The 14388-nt window shown below is 74.0% G+C and carries 13 protein-coding genes; 6 read left to right on the plus strand and 7 right to left on the minus strand.

The genetic code is table 11. The features are described from left to right. Positions 1 to 143: 143 nt before the first annotated feature. Positions 144 to 1241 (plus strand): lysostaphin resistance A-like protein, encoded by a 1098-nt coding sequence (locus ACIHAR_RS09235; RefSeq protein WP_400018172.1) that lies wholly within the window; start codon positions 144 to 146, stop codon positions 1239 to 1241. 58 nt (positions 1242 to 1299) lie between these two features. Here the strand turns inward: ACIHAR_RS09235 and ACIHAR_RS09240 are convergent, their stop codons facing one another. The 7 genes from ACIHAR_RS09240 to ACIHAR_RS09270 all read right to left on the minus strand — a co-directional run bounded on the left by ACIHAR_RS09240 (position 1300) and on the right by ACIHAR_RS09270 (position 7915). Continuing rightward, complete coding sequence (locus tag ACIHAR_RS09240) at positions 1300 to 2226, minus strand: GNAT family N-acetyltransferase (RefSeq protein WP_400018174.1); 927 nt, start codon at positions 2224 to 2226, stop codon at positions 1300 to 1302. Between the two features lie 120 nt (positions 2227 to 2346). Then, positions 2347 to 3558: a protein kinase gene (locus tag ACIHAR_RS09245; protein ID WP_400018176.1), complete on the minus strand. Its 1212-nt coding sequence runs from the start codon at positions 3556 to 3558 to the stop codon at positions 2347 to 2349. Next, positions 3558 to 4340: a PP2C family serine/threonine-protein phosphatase gene (locus ACIHAR_RS09250; RefSeq protein WP_400018179.1), complete on the minus strand. Its 783-nt coding sequence runs from the start codon at positions 4338 to 4340 to the stop codon at positions 3558 to 3560. The genes ACIHAR_RS09245 and ACIHAR_RS09250 overlap by 1 nt, the downstream gene beginning before the upstream one ends. Positions 4341 to 4345: 5 nt before the next feature. Next, positions 4346 to 5107 (minus strand): VWA domain-containing protein, encoded by a 762-nt coding sequence (locus ACIHAR_RS09255; RefSeq protein ID WP_365457695.1) that lies wholly within the window; start codon positions 5105 to 5107, stop codon positions 4346 to 4348. Between the two features lie 45 nt (positions 5108 to 5152). Next, complete coding sequence (locus ACIHAR_RS09260; protein WP_400018181.1) at positions 5153 to 6508, minus strand: hypothetical protein; 1356 nt, start codon at positions 6506 to 6508, stop codon at positions 5153 to 5155. Beyond that, entirely contained in the window at positions 6505 to 6963 is a 459-nt protein-coding gene (locus ACIHAR_RS09265) for a hypothetical protein (RefSeq protein WP_365457701.1), read from the minus strand. Before ACIHAR_RS09265 ends, ACIHAR_RS09260 begins: the two co-directional genes overlap by 4 nt. Then, a complete protein-coding gene (locus ACIHAR_RS09270; protein WP_365457704.1) occupies positions 6953 to 7915 on the minus strand; it encodes a serine/threonine-protein kinase in 963 nt (320 codons plus the stop codon). Before ACIHAR_RS09270 ends, ACIHAR_RS09265 begins: the two co-directional genes overlap by 11 nt. 463 nt (positions 7916 to 8378) lie before the next feature. Here ACIHAR_RS09270 and ACIHAR_RS09275 point away from each other — a divergent pair, with 463 nt between their 5' ends. The 5 genes from ACIHAR_RS09275 to ACIHAR_RS09295 all read left to right on the plus strand — a co-directional run bounded on the left by ACIHAR_RS09275 (position 8379) and on the right by ACIHAR_RS09295 (position 14388). Then, positions 8379 to 9101, plus strand: a complete 723-nt coding sequence (locus ACIHAR_RS09275) for an FAD binding domain-containing protein (RefSeq protein ID WP_400018184.1) — start codon at positions 8379 to 8381, stop codon at positions 9099 to 9101. Between the two features lie 853 nt (positions 9102 to 9954). Continuing rightward, a complete protein-coding gene (locus tag ACIHAR_RS09280; RefSeq protein WP_365457710.1) occupies positions 9955 to 10914 on the plus strand; it encodes an STM4015 family protein in 960 nt (319 codons plus the stop codon). 69 nt (positions 10915 to 10983) lie between these two features. After that, entirely contained in the window at positions 10984 to 12171 is a 1188-nt protein-coding gene (locus ACIHAR_RS09285) for an STM4014 family protein (protein ID WP_400018186.1), read from the plus strand. Positions 12172 to 12229: 58 nt separating this feature from the next. Further along, positions 12230 to 13045 carry an STM4013/SEN3800 family hydrolase gene (locus tag ACIHAR_RS09290; RefSeq protein ID WP_365457815.1) on the plus strand — a complete coding sequence of 272 codons (816 nt, stop codon included), beginning with the start codon at positions 12230 to 12232 and terminating at the stop codon, positions 13043 to 13045. Further along, on the plus strand, positions 13042 to 14388 hold the full coding sequence (locus ACIHAR_RS09295) for an STM4012 family radical SAM protein (RefSeq protein WP_400018189.1): 1347 nt from the start codon (positions 13042 to 13044) through the stop codon (positions 14386 to 14388). The genes ACIHAR_RS09290 and ACIHAR_RS09295 overlap by 4 nt, the downstream gene beginning before the upstream one ends.

Consider the following 14388-nt stretch of genomic DNA (forward strand, 5'->3'; position numbering starts at 1 on the left):
GCCCGGGAACTCATGGGAGCCCGAACGTCCCCAGACCCCCCGAACCGCTCGCTTACCACCGCCTGGCCCGTGTCTCGGCCCGGCACCGCTGGTGGCGTCCCGTCGTCGGGACCCTGTTCGTCTCCGCCGCCTACACGATCCTCGTGATCCTGCTCTACGGCCTCGTCTCCGCACTGGGCATCGCGCAGGGCTACCCCGAAGGCCCCGACGGGACGGTGGAGTTCGGCCCTGTCTCCGGCACCGCCGTCGACCTGCTGATGCTCGCCGTGGCGACCCCCGTGGTCCTGCTCGCCGTGCGCTGGATCGGCCGCCGCCCGGCCGGCACGGTCTCGTCCGTGACCGGCCGACTGCGATGGCGCCTTCTCGCCCGCTGCGTGCTGGTGGCGCTCCCGGTTCTCGCCGTGACCACCGGTGCGATGCTCCTGCTTCCCGGGGACGACGGCCCGCCGGCGCGATGGGCGGGCTGGGAGGTGTTCGCGCCCGCCCTCGCCGTGCTCGTCGTCCTGGTGCCCCTGCAGGCGGCGGCCGAGGAGTACGTCTTTCGCGGCTGGCTCACGCAGGCGGTGGGCGGCTTCCTCCGCTCGCCGTGGTGGGCGATCCTGCCGCAGGCGGTCCTGTTCGCCGCGGCCCACGGCTGGGGCACTCCCTGGGGCTTCGCCGACCTGACCGTGTTCGGCGCCGTGGCCGGCTGGCTGACCGTGCGCACCGGCGGACTGGAGGCGGCCATCGGGCTGCACGCCGTGAACAACCTGCTCGCCTTCGGCGTCTCGGCGGCCGCCGTCGACGGCCTCAGGAGCGAGGACACCGCTGCCGACGCCCCCTGGCAGCTCGTGGTCCTCGACGTGGCGGCCATGGCCCTCTACACGGCGGCCGTCCTGTGGCTGACCCGCCGTCGGCCGCCGGCCCGGACCACCCAGGCCCCGGCACCGGCGCCCTTCCCCGGCGTGTACGGCCGCCCTCCGCTTCCTCACGGCCCCGTCCCCGGGTTCCCGGTCCCGTACGGCGCCGCGCACGCGGGTACGTACGGCGCCGGTCACGCGGTCCCGTACGGCTCCACCTACGCGGGTACCGACGGCGCAGGTCACGCCGGTAGGTACGGCGGCACGCACGGTGTCCTCGGCCCCGATCACGCCCCGGGCCCCGGCCCCGATCCCTCCCCGGGCCACGCCGACCACCGCACCGACGGCCCCGCGCCGGGCCCGCTCCCCGGGGACGGCACCCTCCGCGCCTCGGACCGCTGACGCCCCTCGCGCCCGCCACGCGGTCCGGTCGACGCTCCCTCGAAAGCCGGCCTCACCGTCAGCTCAGTACCGCCTCCCACGTGTCGACGGCGTAGTGGACGGTCATGCCGTTGCGCGCGTACAGCTCGGGAGCCCCGGTGGCGTTCGAGGTGTCCACGCCCAGCCCCACCATGTCCCGCCCCCGCGCGGCGAACGCGGCGAAGGCGTGCCGCAGCAGGAGCCCGGCCAGACCGCGCCCCCGGGCGTCGGCCAGCACGCCGATGCTGCGGATCCACCCCATGGCCTCACGGTCGTCCCGGGCCAGCAGGAACCCGGCGTCCCCCAGCTCGTCCGTGCCGACGATCCACACCAGCGACCAGTCGAGGCCCGCGGCGTCGACGTCGTGCAGCCACTGCTCGTAACCGCGGGGCTGGAAGTCGAAGTGCTCGGCGAACGTCGACTGGTACAGCTCGTGCACGCGCAGCCGGTCGGCCTCGGCGGCACAGGACCGCATCCGCACCCCTTCGGGCAGGGCCGGCGCGAGGTCCGTCGCGGGGTCCAGGGGCCGGCGCAGCACGTGGTAGCGCCGTACGACGGACCATCCCCGGGTGCGTATGAGGTCGGTGTCGAGGGTGGGGCGTACGTTCAGGTGGAGGTGCACCACGGCCCGCTCGGCCCCGTTCTCCCGCGCCTTGCGCAGGGCGCGGGCCTCCATGGCGTCCAGGAGGATCCGCCCGGCCTCCTGGTGGTCGGGCAGCACGTAGTGGTCGATGTCGACGCGCTCACCGCCCGACTCGTCCCACAGCAGCCCGTAGGCCACCAGCCGGTCCCCGTCGAAGGCCAGCCAGGAGTCCCGCTCCAGATCGGTTCCCGGGTGTTTCAGATCCGCCTCGACGGTGTGCAGGTCCGTCTCGGGCCGGCCGATCTCGATGAGGTCGACGGCGTTGAGCAGGTCGGTGACGGCGGGCGCGTCGGTGAGCGTGGCGGGACGCAGGACGTAGGACATGGGGTCAGGGTCCGGGGAAGGGGGAGCGGCCGCAACGCAATTTCGCAGCGTGCGGCCGCCGCGGGCGTGCCGGTGCGGGACGCCGACCTGGCCGGGCGGAGCCGGGCCGGCGGGCCCGGGTCAGGCGAAGACCAGGGCGATGACGCCCAGGACGAGGAGCACGAGGAAGACGAACACCAGGACGACGGGAAGGGCGCCCGACGCGGGAACCGGGGGTGTCGGCGGCGGGGGCGTGGGCCGGGGGAGGGGCGGATCGGTCCTGCCCGGACTCGTGTCGGCGAAGGTGCGGGGCTGCGGTACGGGAGCGGACTCGAACAGATCCGGGTACTGCTGCGCGAGCCGCTCGCACCAGGGGCAGGAGCTCAGGTGGGAGGCGTACGTGTGGTGGGTGCGGTTGCCGCACGACGACACCGTGTTCCTGGTCGCCTCGAGTGCCTCGAACCACTCGACCGCGGTGGGGCGTGCCGCCGGATCGGGCGGTGCGGTGGCGAACGTCCGCTGGGCCAGCGCGAACAGGGCCGGCGGGAGAACACCGGGCGCCACCGTGCCCCTGGGCACGACGACCCGCTCGGGCTGGTTGACGTAGGAGATGCCACCGGAGATGCGACTGCGCATCGAGATGCTCACCGAGCGGGCGTCCTTCGGGTGCCCCGCGAAGGGGTGGGTGCCGCCGGTGAGGAGCTGGAAGACGCAGACGGACAGCGCGAAGCTGTCGCTGGCCCGCGACGCCGTCCCCCGGGTGAAGCGTTCGGGGGCACTGTAGGCGGGGGTGTGCATCTCGGACGGGAAGTGGGTGCCGTCGTCGGGGTCGTCGAAGGACATGGAGTCGCAGTCCAGGAACGTCACGAAGCCGTCCCGGTCCACCACGATGTTGCGCGCCGAGAAGTCACCGACCACGATGCCCTCGCTGTGCAGGCGGACCGTGAGGTAGGCGAGGTTCCAGGCGACGCCCAGCAGGAAACGCCAGTCGAGCTCCGGCCGGAACAGGGCCGCCCTGCTGCGCCGGTCGAACAGCGCCGCGAGCGGGACGTGCCCCGGCTGGTCGAAGCGCTGCATGGCGTAGCCCACGATGGCGCCCTCGGCGTCCCGCGCGAGCGCCGCCGGCCAGGCCAGTTCGGCGGCCTGGCGGCCGTCGGTGGCCCGGCCGGTCAGCGGAGACATACGGATCATGCTGGTCAGCCGCCGCTGCTGCTCCGGCCCGGGAGCGTCGTGATAGATCTTCACCACCCGCTGGGGCTGTCCGACGACGGCGTGGACGGCGGCCTGCCCGCCCGAGGCCAGCGGCTCCTCCTCCAGCGAGGTGGGTTCACCGTCGATGTAGACCTTGTGCATCAGCTTCTGACCGCCCTGATGAGCGTCTTGTCGTCGGCGTTGTCCGCGGCCAGGCGCCGCGACCGGAGCAGCCGCGTCAGCTCGGCCTCCTCCTGCTCGGGCGGCACCTCCGGCCGCTCCATCGCCCCGAGCACCTTGGACACGAAGGTGTGCTTGGCGCGCTTGCTGTCGTTGCCGGGGAATTCCATGGCCGCCTGGGTGAGGCCGTCGGTCGACAGCAGGATGCCGGTGATCTCGTCGTCGACGACGCAGGCCGTCTCCAGCCGTTCGGCGGCGTCCTCGGAGGTCACGAAGAAGGCCTCGTTGCTGTACTCGCTCACCGGGGCCGGCTGGGGCAGCAGGTGGAACTGGGGCGCTCCGCCCGACGTCCCGGCCCGCAGCACCGCGAACCCGTCGCCGACGCTGAGGTAGCCGAGCCAGTGCCTGGTGTGCACGACCACGGTCAGGGTGGTCGCGTAGTCCTCGGGCCGCGGCTGGGCGTACCGCAGGAAATCGGCCCGCAGGGAGGTGAACCCCCTGCGCAGGAAGTGCCGCACGGCACGGGGGTCCCGGGGCAGCGAGGAGTGGGACAGGAAGTACAGGTGGGCGAGCTTCACGGCGAGACGGGCGCCCTCGCGGGACATCGGCCGGCTGCCGGCCCCGTCGGCCACGGCGAGCAGAAAGGTGTCGGGGCCGATGCTCTGGCAGACGTAGGCGTCCTGGCAGGGCATGTTGTCGCTGCGGTGCCGGTGGCCGGTCACACTGACCCCGTGCAGTCGCCACAGGGCTGAGGTCTCCGTCATGCCGCTCACCCGTTCCACGCGGACCGCTGGGTGGTGAAGCGGGCGAAGATCTTCTCGTAGATCTCCTCGCCGTCCCCCTTGTCCTGCGCTCCGGCGCTCGCCGACATCATCTGCAGCACCTGACGGAAGGGGAAGCCCTGCAGACGGGCGTAGTACTTGGGCGCGATGGCCCGCAAAACCTCCTCGCCGCGCGGTGTGATCCCGCCGACGCCGATCGCGAACAGCCGGAACTTCTTCTTCTCCTGCTGCTCGGCGAGGAGCGGCACGACGTGGCGCCAGTCGTCGGTGAGGTGGCCTTCCGGGGTGGTCGGCTGGCCGTCGGTGATGAGGCAGATCTGCGGCCGGTAGTAGAGGTGGCCGGCCTCGCGCAGCGCCGTCTTGCGGGCGGCCACGAGCCGGATGGCGGTGCGCAGGGCATCCGTCATCAGCGTGACACCGCCGGCCCGGAGGTGGGGGGCGCTGAACGAGTGCGCGGCCACGAAGGCGCTGGGGTCGGCCGCGTCGGCCAGTTCGGTCGTGCCCCTCCAGGTGCTCACCTTCCGTCCTCCGAAGGTGATGAGGGCGACCTCGACGCTGTGGGCGAGATTGATGTCGGTGCTCAGGTCGCGCACCCATTCCTGCAGCGCCTTGTTCAGCATGGTGATGGGTGCGTCGGCCATGGACATCGAGGTGTCCAGGCACAGCACCAGGGGCTGCCGCTGGGCGTTGCCGTCGGGCACGATGTCGTCGTAGTAGAGCGGAACACTCTGCGAACGCTCGTCGGGCATGGAAGTACCTCTGTAGGTCGCTGTCGCGGTGTCTTGGGAGCGGGGTCAGGCGTGCGGAGCGGCATGGTCGCCGTGCGGGCCGTCGTCGGCCGGTCCGTGGGCGTACACGGTCAGCTCGCCCGTGCGCCCCTGGACGACGTCCACCGGATGTCCCGGCGGGGGAGGCTCTCCGGGCCCGCCCCAACTCGCGCGGCGGAGAAGGCCGTCGATGTCCACATAGCCCTGCGGCCGCAGGGCTGTCCGGACGGTGGCCGACGGGCCCGTGGCCTTCGGGCGGGGCACCGTCCGCTGGGGCGTGGGCCGCGCCGTCGCGGGCCTTGCCGGACCCGCCGCCGGCGGAGCGGGCGGCTTCGTCCGAGGGGAAGGCTCCGTCCGCTGGGACGGCTCCGTCCGAGGGGAAGGGGCCGTCCGAGGGGAAGCGTCCGCCCGATGGGGCGGCTCCGTCCGATGGGTGGGTTCCGGGTGCGCCGGTGTGCCGGATACCGACCTTCGGAACCCCCGGTGCCGGTTCGTGCTCCGGTGCTGCGTGGGGCGGGTGCCCGGGTCCGGCCCGGCCGCCGCCACGGTGGCCTCCGGCGGCGTCTCGGCCGCCGCCCCGGTCCGTCGGATCATGACGACCATGGTGGCCAGGAGACAGACGAACACTGCCGCGAAGACGACGAGAAGGATGAGCCCGTCGCCGGACGAGTCGTCCGTGTCCGCCGTCGAGCGCGCCCCCTGGTCAGCCGGGTCACCGCTGTCTGCGCCGTCTCCGGCATCCGGCGGGACCGCGGCCTCCGTCGGCCCGGCGGTGAACAGGGAGGTGCGGGCGTCCTGCGCGAGCCCGCGGTCCACGAGGTCGGCTCCGCTGCGGGCCCGTGTGCGCACGGTGTCGCAGAACCGGTCCGGCGGGCAGCCCGCGAGCTCGGTCAGCCGTCGGTGCTCGGCGGCCGTCAGCGGGCTGATCGAGCTGTGGACACCGACGATGCGGTGGGAGGCCAGGGCGAGCAGGAAGGTGCCGCCGTCGCCGGTGCGCACGCCGTCCGCGACGATCACGATCAGCTTGTCGCGCAGCTGCGGCACGGCGTCCGCCACGGCGTCCAGACCGTTGTCCGCGCGGAGCGCCTGGGGCGCGGAGAGCGTGACGACGATGGAGCGCTCTCCCCGGGAGGCGGCGTCCCCCCAGCACAGCACGGCCTCGGTGAAGTCGGTCTGCGGGCACGCCCCCGCCGCTCGCGCGGCGGCCGACACGAAGGGCCGCGGGGGCTCCGGCTGCCGGGCGCCGGAGGGCAGTGCCGCGACGAGGACGAACAACGGGGCGAGCAGGGCCGCGCTCAGCAGCAGCCTGCGGACGACGGCCCCGGGTGTCCTCCGGGGCGGGTCGCGGTGGGACCGGTACGGCGGGTGTGGGGGAGTCGTCACAGGCTGAAGACCTCGCGGCATCGGGCGAACATGGTCGCGGCCTGGTCGACCCAGCCGGACGCGATCGCGTCGAAGTCGCCCTGGGTCATCCGGCACGACAGGGGCAGGGTGCACACGCCTCCCAGGTGCGGCCGGGTGCCGCGGACGTTCCAGACGGACAGGGTCGGGGTCAGCTGCTCGGTGTTCCAGGCGTTGGCCGCGGCCGCGCCGCGCGCGAGTTCGCCGGGGGCCAGGCTGCGGCCGTTGGTCATGAACGCCACCAGGAAGCGGCGGGACGTGGTGAGGTGGAGTCCCAGTTCGTCCGCGTCCGCCGGGCGGCGCGTGACGCCGACGGTCATGTGCGTGGACTCGTCGCGTACGGTCAGCCCGATCCCGGAGGCCCAGCGGTTCACCAGCCGGTTCCACTCGGTGTCGAGGAGGAAGTGGGTGGCGGCGAGGTCACGGTCAGGATCCATGGCCGGCCGCCTCGATGAGCAGGGCGTCCGTCAGGCCGTCCGTGAGCAGGGCCTGCGCGTTGCGGGCGAGGTCGACCGCGCCGTGTCGCGGCTGAGGCTCCCACAGCGTCGGGGTGTACGGCCGTGGCGCGGGCGGTGCGGGGGGCGCGCCGGGGCAGGGGCGGTGGCCGAGCGCGTCGAGCAGTTCGGCCGGGGTGGGCCGTTGTCCCGGATGCTTGGCCAGACACGCGGCCACCAGGACGCGCAGTCCGTCCGGAAGCGATCGCACGTCGGGCTCGGTGTGGGCTATGCGGTAAAGGAGCTGGGCATTGCTTCCGGTGCCGAAAGGGCTGCGGTCGGTCGCGGCGAAGGAAAGGACCAGTCCGAAGGAGAAGACATCGCTCGCGGTGGTCGGCTTGCTTCCCTTGATCTGCTCCGGCGACATGAAATGCGGAGTGCCCAGCAGGGCGCCCGGATCGGTCAGTGGCGGAAGGTCCGTCACATGGGCGATTCCGAAGTCGATGACCCGCGGACCGGTCGTGTCCATCAGCACGTTCTGCGGTTTGAGGTCGCGATGGACGATTCCGCCGGCGTGGATGTCCAGTAGTGCCTCGGCCAGTCCGGCGCCCAGCCGCCTCACCTGTTCGATGGTGAGGGGCCCGTTGGCGCGAACGGCCTGCCACAGGGAGGGGCCTGACACGAAGACGGTGGCCAGCCAGGGCTGTTCGCATTCGGTGTCGGCGTTCACGACCGGGGCGGTGTAGGCGCCGTTCACGGCTCGGGCGGCGGTCACCTCACGGGCGAAGCGGTGGCGGAAACTCGGTTCCCTGGCCAGCTCGGGGCGGATGACTTTCACGGCCACAGGTCGGCCGCCGCGGCTGTGCGCCAAATAGACGGAACCCATCCCGCCTTCGCCGAGGAACTGCGCCACCTGATACGGGCCGACGCGCGTCGGAATGCTTTTCTGTTCCACAGATGTTCGGTTCCCCCCGAGTGTGAGCGCACCTGAATTCCGCTGCGCTTCGCGCGAACCGACGGGTGCGAAGAATGCGCCGCTCTCTCCCCCGGCGAATACCCGTACAGCGTAGCGGCGTTGGCTTGTTCTGGACGGCGCGATACGAAAAGAAGGAAAGGGAATGGGGGGCGCGCGGAGGTGCGGAGCAGCGCGTACGGCGAGGGCGCGGAAGCCCCGGGCGCGTTTCCGGAGTGAGCACCGCCGGGGCGCCGCTGCCGCCCGACCGCGAACGGGCGCGGGGCGATGAGGACTTGGGGGCAGCCCCGAGTGCTGCGGACCCTTGGCAGGGGGCGCAGAAAAGCCACGGTGAGCCCTGTATGCGCCCCCGCCTGCCTGGGGAGAATCCTTCCGTCAGTGATCATGCGGCGGCTGCGCACCCGGTTGCCCACCGCCGACGTACAGGGAAGGCAGGTCGGTCGTCGTGTGGTTGCGTCTTCCCACCTCCGTGTCCGAAGCGCAGGAGTTCCTGTCCGACGGGGCCGTTCCGATAGGCGGCGCCACCCTCGTGTGGGCGACCTGGCAGCGCGACGGCTTCCCCGATCAGGCCATGTCCCTGCGCGACCTGCCCGAGGCCAACACGGTCGGGCGGGGGACGCTGGGCGCGGCCGTCGTGCTGCACCGGATCGGCGACGACGTACCGGAAGTGCTGCGCCAGGCCGCGGCCACCGTGGGCACCGGGGCCGTGCGCCGGACGGCCACGGTCGGCGGCAACCTCGTCGGCAGCACCCTGCGCTGTCTGCTGCCCGCGGCGCTCGTCCTGGACGCCCGGGCCACGGTGCTGGAACCCGACCGCCTGTACGAGACCGACCTCGCCGAGGTCGTGGCGAAGCGGCCGCTCCTGCTCGGCCTGAAGTGGAACGACCCGTCCGTCAGCGGCTACCGCAAGCTCGCCGCCGAGGCGGGCGGCCCGCCGCCCTTCGTCGTGGCGGCCGCCGTGCACGCCGACGCCGACGGGCAGCGGCTGCTCCGCGTCGCCGTCCGCGACGGCTACGAGGTGCTCAGCGAGACCGCCCCCTGCGGCGCCGGCGCCGAGGAGGCCGTCGAGGCCCTGCGCCGCACGGACCTGGGCGCCCTGGACGCGACCGCCTGGGAGGCGGTGCGCGAGCAGGTGATCGACGTTCTGACACGCCCGTCCGCGGGCTGAGTCCCGGCCGGCGCCCGCCGCGCTCCCCGCAGGCGGCGCCGCCGACGTGAGACCGGTGTCCCGCACCGCGCCGGGCAGCGGGCCGCCGTCCCTCCAGGACACCTGAGCCGTGAACCGCCCGCCCGGCGGCCCGCGACGTCGGCGCCCCGCCCGTCGATGTCCTGCGACGCCCGCGCTGCCGCAGGGTCGCCGGGCGGGGCGCAGAGTCGCCGGGCTGGCTGTGCGGAGTCGCCAGGCTGGTCGCCACCGTTTGGGCGGTCGGGACGCCGCCAGGGTGCCGCTGGACAGTTTGGCGCCACCGTGTCGCTGGACGGGCCGCTGTCACGGTGCGGTTGGGCGGGCCGCCGTCACCTGCCGGAGGCGGACGCGGACCCCAGTCGGCTGGCCCCTGCCCCGGACCCCAACTGGCCGGCGGCGGCCCCTGATCCGAGCAGAAAGGCGGACCCGGGCCCCGGCTGGACCCGGCCGGAGGCTGACGCGAATCCCGGCCGGAGGCGGACGCGGCCCCCGGCCGGCCGGCGGCTGCGGACCAGGCCCGGGTTGCCGGGGCGGCCCCCGACCGCGGCCCGCATCACGGCCCCGCCCCCCGGGGGAGTCCCGAGCCCCGCCCGCCCGGGGAGAGGCCGAGCCCCACCCGCCCCGGGTGCAGGCCCGATCCCCGCCCCGCTCGGGGGAGTCCCGAGCCCCGCCCGCCCGGGGAGAGGCCGAGCCCCACCCGCCCGAGCGGCAGTTCCGAATTCCGCCCGCCCGGGGGCAGGCCCAATCGCTGCCCCGCCCCCCGGCGTTGTCAGTCCCTGTTGGTAGAACTGCGGGCATCACAGGACGCACCCGTTCTCTCCACAGGAGCAGCCGCATGACCATCGGTGACCACCTTCACGCGCTGTACCGGCTGCCCGCCTACACGTTCCCCGGCCCCGACGGGCACACGGACGACCTGCCCGATCCGGACGCCTTCGCCTGGCGGATCTCCAGCGACGTGTACGACGCCGACGAGGACTGGACCGAGGCCTTCGCCCGTTTCTGCGCCGCCGTCGACACCACCCGCGTGCGCGCCGTGATCGTCGGCGCCTGGCAGGAGGCGTACGACACGGACTCCTCCGCCGTCGTCGAGGCACTGCTGGCCGCCCGGGACCGCTTCCCCGCCCTGCGGGCGCTGTTCCTCGGCGACATGGTGATGGAGGAGTGCGAGATCTCCTGGATCAACCAGACCGACGTCACGCCCCTGCTCACCGGCTTCCCCGACCTGGAGGAGTTCGGCGTCCGCGGCGGATCCGGTCTGCGCTTCCCCGCCGTGCGCCACACCGGCCTGCGCAGGCTGACCGTGGAGACCGGCGGCCTGCCCGCGCAGGCCGTGCGCGGCATCGCCGCGAGTGACCTGCCCGCTCTGGAACACCTGGACCTGTGGCTGGGCACACCCGAATACGGCGGCGACAGCGAGGCCGCCGATCTGGAGCCGATCCTGTCCGGCGCCCGCCTGCCGCGGCTGCGCCATCTCGCCCTGCGCAACAGCGAGATCCAGGACGCCGTCGCCGCCGCCGTCGCCTCCGCCCCGGTGGTCGCCCGCCTGGAAGTGCTGGACCTCTCCATGGGCGTCCTGACCGACGAGGGCGCCTCCGCCCTGCTCGAAGGGCAGCCGCTCACCCACCTGAAGAAGCTCGACCTCCACCACCACTACCTCAGCGAGCCCCTCCAGGACCGCGTCCGCCGGACCCTGGAACCCGCCGGCGTGGAGGTGGACCTGGACCGCGACGACGCCGACGAGGACCACGACGACGACGGCACCGTGTGGCGGTACGTGGCCGTGGGGGAGTGACCACGACCCCCATGCGCCGACCCGCCCCCATCCCGCGCCACCGCGGCGCACGCCCCACGAGGAGGCGCCATGCCCCGATCGGCGCCTGACCTGCGGCCCCGTTTCGCGGTCGTGGGCAACCCGGAGAGCCGCCGGGTCACCCTCTTCGCGGACGCCGTGCGCGCGGCCGGGCTCCCCGGCCCGCGCGTCGTCCCGTGGGCGGACGTCCTGCGCGCCGGCGGGGCCGGGTTCGGCGACGAGGAGATCGTCCGGATCGACTCCCCCGGGGAGGACGCGGACGTCGACCGGCTGCTGCGCGGCACCGACGACCCCACCAGAGTGGAGGGCTCGGCCCGCTGGTACGCCGGGTTCACCGCCGCGCTGCGGGGCCTGCGCGGCGGCGTCCGGCTCGACGACCCGGGCGATCTCACCGTGCTGTTCGACAAGCGGCGCTGCCACGCCGTCCTGGACGCGGCGGGCGTGCCGGTGCCCGCCTCGCCCACCTCGGGGCCGCAGGCCGCCCCGGTGCGCGGCTGGGACGACGTACGGGCGTTGATGCGGGAGAACCGGATGGGGAGGCTCTTCGTCAAGCCCGCGCACGGCTCCTCCGCGTCGGGCGTGCTCGCCGTGGAGTCGGGGGGCGCGGGGCGGCTCAGGGCCACCACCTCCGTGGAACTCGCCCCGGACGGCCGCCTTTTCAACTCCCTCATTGTGCGCCGCTACGAACGCGAACGGGACGTCGCGGCCATCGTCGACGCGCTCGCCCCGGACGGACTGCACCTGGAGCGCTGGCTGCCGAAGGCCTCCCAGCGGGGCCGCTCCGCCGACCTGAGAGTCGTCGTCGTGGCCGGCCGGGCCACCCACGCGGTGGTCCGCACCAGCCGCACCCCCCTGACCAACCTCCACCTCGGCGGCAGCCGCGGCGACCTGGACACCGCCCGGGAGGCCGTCGAGGCGGCGGGCGCCCGCTGGGCCGACCTGCTCGGCGTGTGCGAACAGGCCGCGGCCTGCTTCCCGCGCACCCTGTGCGTCGGGGTCGACCTGCTGCCCGCCGTGGGCTGGCGCAGAGCCGCCGTCGGCGAGGTCAACGCCTTCGGCGACCTGCTGCCCCGCCTCACCGGCCTGGCCGGCAGCGGCGCCGAAGGCCTCGACACCTACGCCACCCAGGTCGCCGCCGCCCTGCGCACCCAGGCCCCCGCGCACGACCGGCACGGCCCGCAGAACCCGCACGGAAACAGAACAGGACGTCCTCATGCCCTCGCCCGCCCCCGCACCTGACCCGCTGCCGCCCCGGAGCGCCCCCACCGCCCCGACGACGGCACCCGGAGCGCCGGACATGAACGAGATCGTCGGCAGCCACGACCTCCTCCTCGTCACCCTCGACACCCTCCGCTTCGACGTGGCCGCCGAACTGGCCGCCGCCGGCCGCCTGCCGCACCTCGCCCGCCACCTCCCCGGCGGCCGCTGGGAGGAGCGCCACGCCCCCGGCAGCTTCACCTACGCCTCCCACCAGGCGATCTTCGCCGGCTTCCTGCCCACCCCGGCGGCCCCCGGACCGCACCCGCGCCTGTTCGCGGCGAGCTTCGCCGGCAGCGAGACCACCGCCGCCGGGACCTTCGTCTACGACACCCCCGATCTGGTCTCCGGCCTGGCCGCGGTGGGCTACCACACCGTGTGCATCGGGGGAGTGGGCTTCTTCAACAAGCAGGGCCCGCTGGGCTCGGTGCTGCCCGGCCTGTTCCACGAGTCCCACTGGGCACCGGAGTTCGGCGTCACCTCGCCCGCCTCCTTCGAGAACCAGGTGGCCCGCGCCGAGGACGTCGTCCGCCGGCTCCCCGCCGACCGGCGGCTGTTCCTCTTCGTCAACGTGTCCGCCCTGCACCAGCCGAACTGGTTCCACCTGCCGGGCGCGACCCGGGAGGCCGGCGACACGCGGGAGACGCACGCCGCCGCGCTGGAGTACGTCGACCGGCACATCGGCCGCCTCTTCGCCGCCGCGAGCAGCAGACGCCGCTGCTTCGCCATCGTCTGCTCCGACCACGGCACCGCCTACGGCGACGACGGCTACACCGGCCACCGCCTCGGCCACGAGTCCGTCTGGACCGTGCCCTACGCCCACTTCCTCCTCGACCCCGCCGAGGCCGCCCGATGACCACCACGCCCCGGCCCGCCCGCACCAGCCCCTACCAGAGCTACGTCTACGCCTACCCGCACAAGACCGCCTACCGGCGGCTCCCGGACCGCCCCGCGCTCAGGGACCTGTGGAGCGCCGAACCCAAGGGCGCACTCTCCCTCTACCTGCACATACCGTTCTGCGAAGTCCGCTGCGGCTTCTGCAACCTCTTCACCCGCATCGGCGCCCCCGACGGCCTGACCGGCGCCTACCTGGACGCGCTGGAACGCCAGGCGACGGCCGTGCGCGACGCACTGGGGGAGTCCGACGAGGTCCGCTTCGCCACCGCGGCCTTCGGCGGCGGCACCCCCACCTTCCTCACCGCCACCGAACTGGAGCGCCTCTGCGACATCGCCGAGCACCGCATGGGCGCCGACCTCCGCGCCGTCCCGCTCTCGGTCGAGGCCTCACCGGCCACCGCCACCGCCGACCGGCTCACGGTCCTCGCCCAGCGGGGCACCACCCGGCTGAGCCTGGGCGTACAGAGCTTCGTCGACTCCGAGGCGCGGGCCGCCGTACGCCCCCAGCGCCGCGCCGACGTGGAGGCGGCCCTGGCCCGCGTCCGCGAGGCCGGCGTCCCGGTCCTCAACATCGACCTCATCTACGGCATCGACGGCCAGACCGAGGCGACCTGGCGGCACTCCCTGGACGCGGCCCTCGCCTGGCAGCCCGAGGAGCTCTACCTCTACCCCCTCTACGTCCGCCCCCTCACCGGACTCGGCCGCCGCCGCACCGGCCCCGACCCCGCCTGGGACGAGCAGCGGCTGCGCCTGTACCGGGCCGGCCGCGACCACCTCCTCGCGCACGGCTACACCCAGCAGTCCATGCGCATGTTCCGCCGCGCCGACGCCCCGCCCCAGGGCGCGGACGACCACGCCTGCCAGACCGACGGCATGATCGGCCTCGGCTGCGGCGCCCGCTCCTACACGGCCGGCCTGCACTACTCCTTCGACTACGCCGTCGACATGCACGAGATCCGCGTCATCGTCGACGACTACGTGTCCCGTCCGTCCGCCGACTTCGCCCGCGCCGAGTACGGCCGCCGCATGGACGGCGACGAGGCGCGCCGCCGTCACCTCCTGCAGTCCCTCCTCCAGGCCGAGGGCCTGCGTGTCGACGACTACCGCGCCCGCTTCGGCGGCACCCCCGCCGACGACTTCGGCCCCGCACTCGAAGGCCTCGCCGACCGCGGCTGGCTGACCGACACCGACCCGGCGACCCTCATGCTCACCGACGAGGGCCTCGCCCACTCCGACGCCGTCGGCCCCGAGCTGTTCTCGCCGGCCGTGCGGGCCGCCATGGCCGCCTACGAGAGGAAATGA

This window comes from Streptomyces sp. NPDC052016, from assembly GCF_044548445.1.
Taxonomy (GTDB): Bacteria; Actinomycetota; Actinomycetes; order Streptomycetales; family Streptomycetaceae; genus Streptomyces.